This is a genomic window from Acidimicrobiales bacterium (assembly GCA_040219085.1).
In the GTDB taxonomy this organism is placed as follows: domain Bacteria; phylum Actinomycetota; class Acidimicrobiia; order Acidimicrobiales; family JAVJTC01; genus JAVJTC01.
Genome location: JAVJTC010000018.1, coordinates 1 through 6,422, shown reverse-complemented (window position 1 = coordinate 6,422; position 6,422 = coordinate 1). Strand labels below are relative to the sequence as shown.

Sequence of the window (6,422 nt, the reverse complement as noted above, 5' to 3'; positions counted from 1 at the left end):
CGATCGACGAGTGGACCTCACACTGGAACGAGGACCCGCGACCGTTCGTGTGGACCAAGCCGGCCAACGACATCATCACCAAAGTCCGACGAGGCCGCGCCGCCCTGACCCACCAGACCAATTCCGCGACGGACCACTAGCGGCGCCGTCGGCGGACTCGATCCGGTGACCCGCGCCCGCTAGAACGGGCGTCGTGTCGACCGATGACGAGTCCCGCCGCCATGTCGAGGAGTTCCTCTCGAATCCCCTCGACAGGGCCTTCCTGTCCCACCCCGAGACGGCCGGCACCCTCGTGCTGGTCCGTCACGGTCAACAACAACGTCTGGGCTCGTCCTACCCGCTGGCCGAGCGCATCGATCCCCCGCTGACGGATCTCGGCGAGCGACAGATCCGCGCCGTGGCCGCCCACCTGTCATCCGAACCGGTCGACGTCGTCTACTCGAGCACGATGCGTCGTGCCGTCGCGACCGCCGAGGTAATCGCCGCGGCGCACGACATCGGGTCCACACGGGTCCACGACCTGCGTGAGATCGGCGTGCTACGCGACATCCCCGAAGGAGCGTCGCTCACCGAGGCGCTCGAGGCTGTCGTGCGACGTGGGGCCGCCGAGCGCTTCGTCAACGAACGCCGTTGGGAGGTCTACCCGATGTCGGAGACGGGCCCCGAGCTGCGCACCCGCGTTACCCGTGCCATCGAGGGGATCCTGGCCTCTCACGCGGGAGAGACCGTCGTCGTCGCCTGCCACGGCGGGGTCATCAACGCGTACCTCGCACACATGCTCGGAGTCGACGAGGACATGTTCTTCCGTCCCGAGCACTGCTCGGTGCATCGCATCGCGTTCGAGGGTCACCGCCGCGTGATCCGCAGCCTCTCGGAGATCCACCATCTGCGCGACGACGGGGGCGACCTCGTCACCGTGTGAGTACCGGTCCTCGTCGGGGAACCAGGCCGCCTCCTCCAAGAGCAACCATTTCCTGGCCCGAGACGGGCGGTGGGGGGAATCGGAACCCCTACCTCTGAGCAGTCTGCTGCGACGTCTCGGCCCACCTCGAGAGCGTGGCGGTCGTCGCTTCGTCGGTTGGGAAGAACGTTTCCAGGCGAAGCTCGTCGAGTGTGACGTCGTAGGGGGCACCGATCGTGGCGATGGTGGTGATGAGTTCGAGTCGCTCGCCGTCGTGGGTGGTGATCCGTAGCGGCGCGACGAGGTCTGAGCCGGTGGGAAGCCCGGTTCGACGCTGGAGTCCGTCGAGGTCGGGGTAGCCGAGCATCTCATCGAGAACCGCGCGGAGCCGCTGATCCGAGGGGCGGAAGGTGAGTTCTCGTTCCAGCCGTTGCAGGATGTTCGCTGCTACCTCGTTCCAGTTCTCGGTGCTGTTGCGGATGCCGTCAGGATGGAACGTGAGACGGTTCATGTTCGGTGCCGGGCCGAGGGCAGAGCTGCCGGATCGCACCGTCATCGCGACGAGTCTCCTGCCCGCCTCGTTCGAGTCGACGATGTCGCCGCAGCGATCGACGACGACCGCGGGGTTCGGGGAGTGAGCGTCGAGGATCGTTCGGAGAACGGCACGTACCTCGTTCATTTCCGGAGCGTCCAGTTCACTGTGCGGGTAGATCGGCGCGAACCCGGCCGCGTGGAGCAGCGTGTTGCGATCGCGAAGGGGGAGATCGAGAACGATCCCTAGATGAACCACCATCTCCCGGCTGGGCTGCGCCTTACCGGTCTCGAGGAAGCTGAGGTGCCGGCTGGACACGTCGGCCTCGATAGCCAGTTGGAGCTGGCTGAACCGTCGCTTGGTTCTCCACCACCTGAGGGCGCTGCCGAAGTCGTCGATCGTGGTCTGCACAGCGCAAGGATCTCACCACTCGTGGGTCACGGCCATGACCTCCGACGTCATTGTGGTCAGTGGGTATCGGACCGAGGGTGGAGCAGCCAGGTAGCTCGTCTCGCTCCATTCCGCAGCGAGTCGGCCATGACGTCTGAATCCAGAGGAGCCTTCATGACCGGAATGAGATCAACGATGAAATCGACGCGATCAGTGAACTATCTCGAGGCCCCGGCCGCCGAGCTTCGTGCGAGACAGGCGGCGACGGCGCTGCGCAATCGGCTGCGTGTGAACGCGGCATTCTCTTGGGCGACCGGAACGATTGCTCTCGTGCTCGGTGGCCCGCTAGCCGACCTCTTCGACCTCGACGAGGTGTGGCTCGTCCGCCTCCTCGGTGGGGGGTTGCTTGCGTTCGGTCTCGGTGTGTTCGCTCTCTCCGGTGCAAGAACGACGGTGTTGACGACATGGAGCGCAGGAATCAGCCTTGCCGACTTCGGCTGGGTCGTGGGAACCGTAGTAGTTCTCGCTCTGGGCTGGCTGTCCACGGCCGGCGCAGTCGTCATGTCTGTGGTCGGTGCTGTCGTGGGCGGCCTCGGCTCCGCGCAACTCGCGGCGCGACGCCGCCTGCACGATGCAGCGGATGACACGACTGCGGCCCTCGATGAGTTTCCGCCCGTCGAGATCCATACGTTTCAGCGGGCGATCGGTGGGACGCCGGCCCAGCTCTGGCCGATCGTCTCGGACCACTCTCGCTACGCCGAGCTTGCGTTGAATCTCAAGGCTGCGGAGAATCTCACGCCGAACGGGCCCGGGTTCGAGCGATCGTGCACGGACAGAGCCGGGCGGACGTGGTCCGAGACGTGCACCCTCTGGGATCAAGGGCGACGATTCGACGTCAGTGTGAATATCGACGATTACCCCTACCCGCTGCAGTCGGTGCAGGGCAGTTGGCGCGTCGACCCCCACGACGAGACGACGAGCACAGTCGGCATGGTCTTCGCCATCCAACCGAAGCCAGGAATTACGGGCCGACTCTTCACCGCTGTGACGCACGTTCTCTTCCCGCCGATCCTCAAGCGGATCGCGAAGGGCTGGGAGGTGGCTCACCGCTCGGTGCCGACCGATGGAGTAGGTCGATAGATGGTTCTCAACTCGTCGCTCACCCCGAAGATACGTGCCCGTGGGCGACGCACGCCGTGGGGGAGGACCTGAACCCGCGACCTTTCCGTCACGACGTCGACAATCGGGCCAGCACTTCCCAGCACCCGACCCGTGAGCGGCCGCCTAAGGTCGCCGCTGTGACGATCGAGATCACAGAGCTGAGTGACGACCGTGCTGAGCACCACTGGACGATGTGCCGGGAGGCGTTCGGTTGGCCCGACGCCTTCGACCCGGCCCGTCCCCGCCTCCCCGGCGACAGGATCCTGGTCGCGTGGGAGGGCGACCGGGCGGTCGCGACGGTCGGCTGGTACGAGACGACCCAGTTCCTCGGAGGGCGCGGGCTGCACTTCGGTGGCGTGACGATGGTGACGGTGCGTCCCGAGGCCCGAGGCCGCGGTCTCGCGCGCGAACTGCTCGCCGTGACCTTCGAGAGGATGCGCGATGCGGGGGTGGTCATCAGCGCGCTGTACCCGACGACGGGACGCCTCTACCGGGGGGCCGGCTACGAGATGGCCGGCATGTGGGCGAAGTCACGGGTCCGTCTGGCCGAGTTGCCGGGAGATCCGTTGGGCCTCGACGAGACCGTCGAGCCCACCGACTGGGACGACCCCACCCTCGCCGAGGTCCACGAGACGATGGCGCGCCGCCACGACGGCTGGATCGTCCGGCCACAGGTCATGTGGGACCGGTTCCGATTCGACGCGGCGGCGGCGAGGCGTCCCTCCTGGATGTACCGGCTGCGACGCGACGGGGCGACGGTCGGCTGGGTCGCCTATGACTACGGCTCCTCCGACGAGCTCATCTACTCCGTCGACGTCCGCCACTGCTTCGCCGTGGACGTCGCCGCGCTGCGTCGCATGCTCGCCCTGGTGGCGTCGTCCTCGTCGACCGCTGACACAGCCACCGTCGTGTTGCCGGTGCCGCTGCTCGCGCTGTGTGTCGAGAACGCCCAGCGGATCAGCCGGGTCTCCGACTGGACCTGGATGAGCCGGATACTCGACGCTTCCGGCGCCGTGGCCGACCGTGGCTGGCCGCCGGGGCTCGACGTCGCGATCCCGCTCACGTTGCGCGACCCGCACCTCCCCGACAACGACGGAACGTTCGTGCTGGTCGTCGCCGACGGCCAGGGCGCGCTCGAGCCCGTCGAAGGTGGGCGCGCGGACGCGCTCGAGATGGGGATCGGTACGTTCTCGGCGATGTTCACCGGCTGGGCGGACCCCTTCGTCCTCGCCGCCTCGGGAGCGGTCAGCGGAGAGACCGAGCGCCGGTTGGCGTCGCTGCAGGCGTGCTTCGCCGGTCCCCAGCCCACGCTCGTCGACTTCTTCTGAGCCGTCGGGGATCTGATCCCGACAGGGGCAGCGGCGCCCGCTACTCGACGTTGCGCACGTCGAATCGCTTGAGCAGCGTGTCCCCGACGTAGTTGAGAGCGAGCAGGGTCGCGAACAGGACCACCGACACCCAGATGGCGATGTGGGGCGACTCCTCGAGGCGTGACCGTCCCTGGGCGAGGATCCCGCCCCAGGTGATCTCGGGTGCGGGGACGCTCTTGCCGAGGAACGACAACGAACCCTCGGCCACGAGCACGACGCTCAGCGCGAGGAACGTGAACGAGACCAGAGCCGGGACGACGTTCGGGAAGATCTCGCGGAACAGGATCCGCGGTGTGGACGCGCCCATGGTCCGTGCCGCGAGGACGAACTCCCGGTCCACCCATCGCAGCGTCTGAGCCCGCACCACGCGTGCGATGGCGGGAACCGCGAGGACGATCACGGCGATGGTGACGTTGCGCTGGCTCTGTTCGAGGACCGTGATGATGAACAGCGCGAGGACCAGCGTCGGAAGCGCGAGCATCGCGTTGATGAGGGCGGAGACGACGGTGTCGATCCAGCCCCGGAAGAAGCCGCCGGCCAGTCCGAGCAGCGTGCCGAACACCATGCCGACGGCGACCGACACGCCGGCGATCTGCAGAGACACCCTGCCGCCCCACACGACGCGGGCGAACATGTCGCGCCCCAGTTCGTCCGTGCCGAACCAGTGGGTGCCGGATGCGCCGAGGTTCACGTCGGTCGAGAAGGCATCGGGGTCGTCGACGAACCACAGCCACGGGGCGAACACGACGATCACCGCCACGACAGCCAGCCAGGCGCCGGCCACGGTCAGCCCGACCGACCGACGCCGTGTGAGAGGCCTGGCGGCCGGTTCGACGGGCACGAGGTCGCTGTCTTCGGATAGTCGACCAGGCGCCACTCTCATCGTCGGATCCGCGGGTCGAGGATCGGATACGCGATGTCGATGATCGTGTTGACGAGGACGAACCAGATGGCGATCAGCGCGACGAGCGTCTGCACGATCGAGATGTCCTGGTTGAACACAGCGTTCAGTAGCAGCAGGCCGACCCCGTCGAGGTCATAGATCACCTCGACCACAACCGCGCCGTTCAGCAACTGGGCGGCGTTGATGCCGCACACGGTGATGAGCCCGAAGCTCGACGGCCGCAGGACGTGGCGGGTGAGGATGTACCACTGGGGCAGCCCCTTGGCGCGGGCGACGCTGACGAAGTCTTCGCTCAGAGTCTCGATCACATCGGTGCGCAGCACCCGCAGGTACACGGGGACGACCGAGGCGGCGAGGGTGACGGTCGGCAGCGTGAGGGACTTCCAGTGGTCGATGAGCCCCTCACCGGGGCTGACGTAGCCGGCGAGATCGAACCATTCCAGACGCACCGCGAAGACCAGGGCGAGCACCACGCCGAGAATGAACGGTGGAACCGACAACAGCCCGAACGCACCGGTGGAGACGATGCGGTCCACCCAGGTGTCACGGCGGTAGGCGGACCAGATACCGAGTGGAATGGCGATGATCAGGCTCAACAGCACCGTGTAGAGCAGGAGCCACGCCGTCACCGGCAGCGCGCTGCGCAGCGACGTCGTCAGTTCGATCCCGTTGCGGTACGAACGACCGAGATCACCGGTGACCAGGTCGCCGAGCCACGAGAAATAGCGCACGAAGAGGTTGTCGTCGAGGCGAAGATCGAGGCGGCACTGCGCGAGCGTCTCCTCGGTGGCGCCGGTGCCCGCCGACAGGATGCAGGGGTCGTTGGGTAGCAGCTCGAGCATCCAGAACGTCACGAACGTGACGATGAGCACGACTCCGAGCAGGGAGAAAAGGCGGATTCCCGTTCGGCGAAAGACCGCCGAGAGGTCGTTCACGCCACCCCCACGTTCCGCTACTGCTCGATCCAGGTCTCCGTCAGGAACACCCGTCCCTCGATCGTACGCAAGACCGGCCCACCGTCGGGGATGGTGGCCCCACCGACGTTGTGGACCTTCGGGTCGTGAGGGAGCTGCCAGAACGAGTGGTAGAGGTAGATGTTGTGGACGCCCTCGCCGAAGGCCCGGTCCAGGTCTTCGCCCAACGCCCGTAGCTCGTCGGGGTCGT

The 6,422-nt window shown here is 66.9% G+C and carries 7 protein-coding genes; 3 read left to right on the top strand and 4 right to left on the bottom strand.

Translation table 11 applies throughout. From position 1 onward, the window contains the following. The first annotated feature begins 193 nt into the window (after positions 1-193). Positions 194-922, top strand: coding sequence for a histidine phosphatase family protein (locus RIE08_07360; protein ID MEQ8717415.1), 729 nt, complete (start codon positions 194-196; stop codon positions 920-922). An 88-nt stretch (positions 923-1,010) separates the two neighbouring features. On the opposite strand, the gene RIE08_07355 is transcribed toward RIE08_07360, so the two are convergent. Beyond that, entirely contained in the window at positions 1,011-1,844 is an 834-nt protein-coding gene (locus tag RIE08_07355) for a helix-turn-helix transcriptional regulator (protein MEQ8717414.1), read from the bottom strand. Between the two features lie 174 nt (positions 1,845-2,018). Here RIE08_07355 and RIE08_07350 point away from each other — a divergent pair, with 174 nt between their 5' ends. Continuing rightward, the gene (locus RIE08_07350; GenBank protein ID MEQ8717413.1) at positions 2,019-2,963 is read left to right on the top strand and encodes an SRPBCC family protein; all 945 of its coding nucleotides are present in this window, start codon (positions 2,019-2,021) and stop codon (positions 2,961-2,963) included. A gap of 158 nt (positions 2,964-3,121) precedes the next feature. Continuing rightward, a complete protein-coding gene (locus tag RIE08_07345; protein MEQ8717412.1) occupies positions 3,122-4,312 on the top strand; it encodes a GNAT family N-acetyltransferase in 1,191 nt (396 codons plus the stop codon). Positions 4,313-4,352: 40 nt separating this feature from the next. Here the strand turns inward: RIE08_07345 and RIE08_07340 are convergent, their stop codons facing one another. The 3 genes from RIE08_07340 to RIE08_07330 all read right to left on the bottom strand — a co-directional run. Further along, complete coding sequence (locus RIE08_07340; GenBank protein MEQ8717411.1) at positions 4,353-5,237, bottom strand: ABC transporter permease; 885 nt, start codon at positions 5,235-5,237, stop codon at positions 4,353-4,355. Continuing rightward, positions 5,234-6,193 (bottom strand): ABC transporter permease, encoded by a 960-nt coding sequence (locus RIE08_07335; protein MEQ8717410.1) that lies wholly within the window; start codon positions 6,191-6,193, stop codon positions 5,234-5,236. The genes RIE08_07340 and RIE08_07335 overlap by 4 nt, the downstream gene beginning before the upstream one ends. 17 nt (positions 6,194-6,210) lie before the next feature. After that, positions 6,211-6,422 (bottom strand): ABC transporter substrate-binding protein (locus RIE08_07330; protein ID MEQ8717409.1); only part of this gene is annotated, 212 nt, incomplete at its 5' end.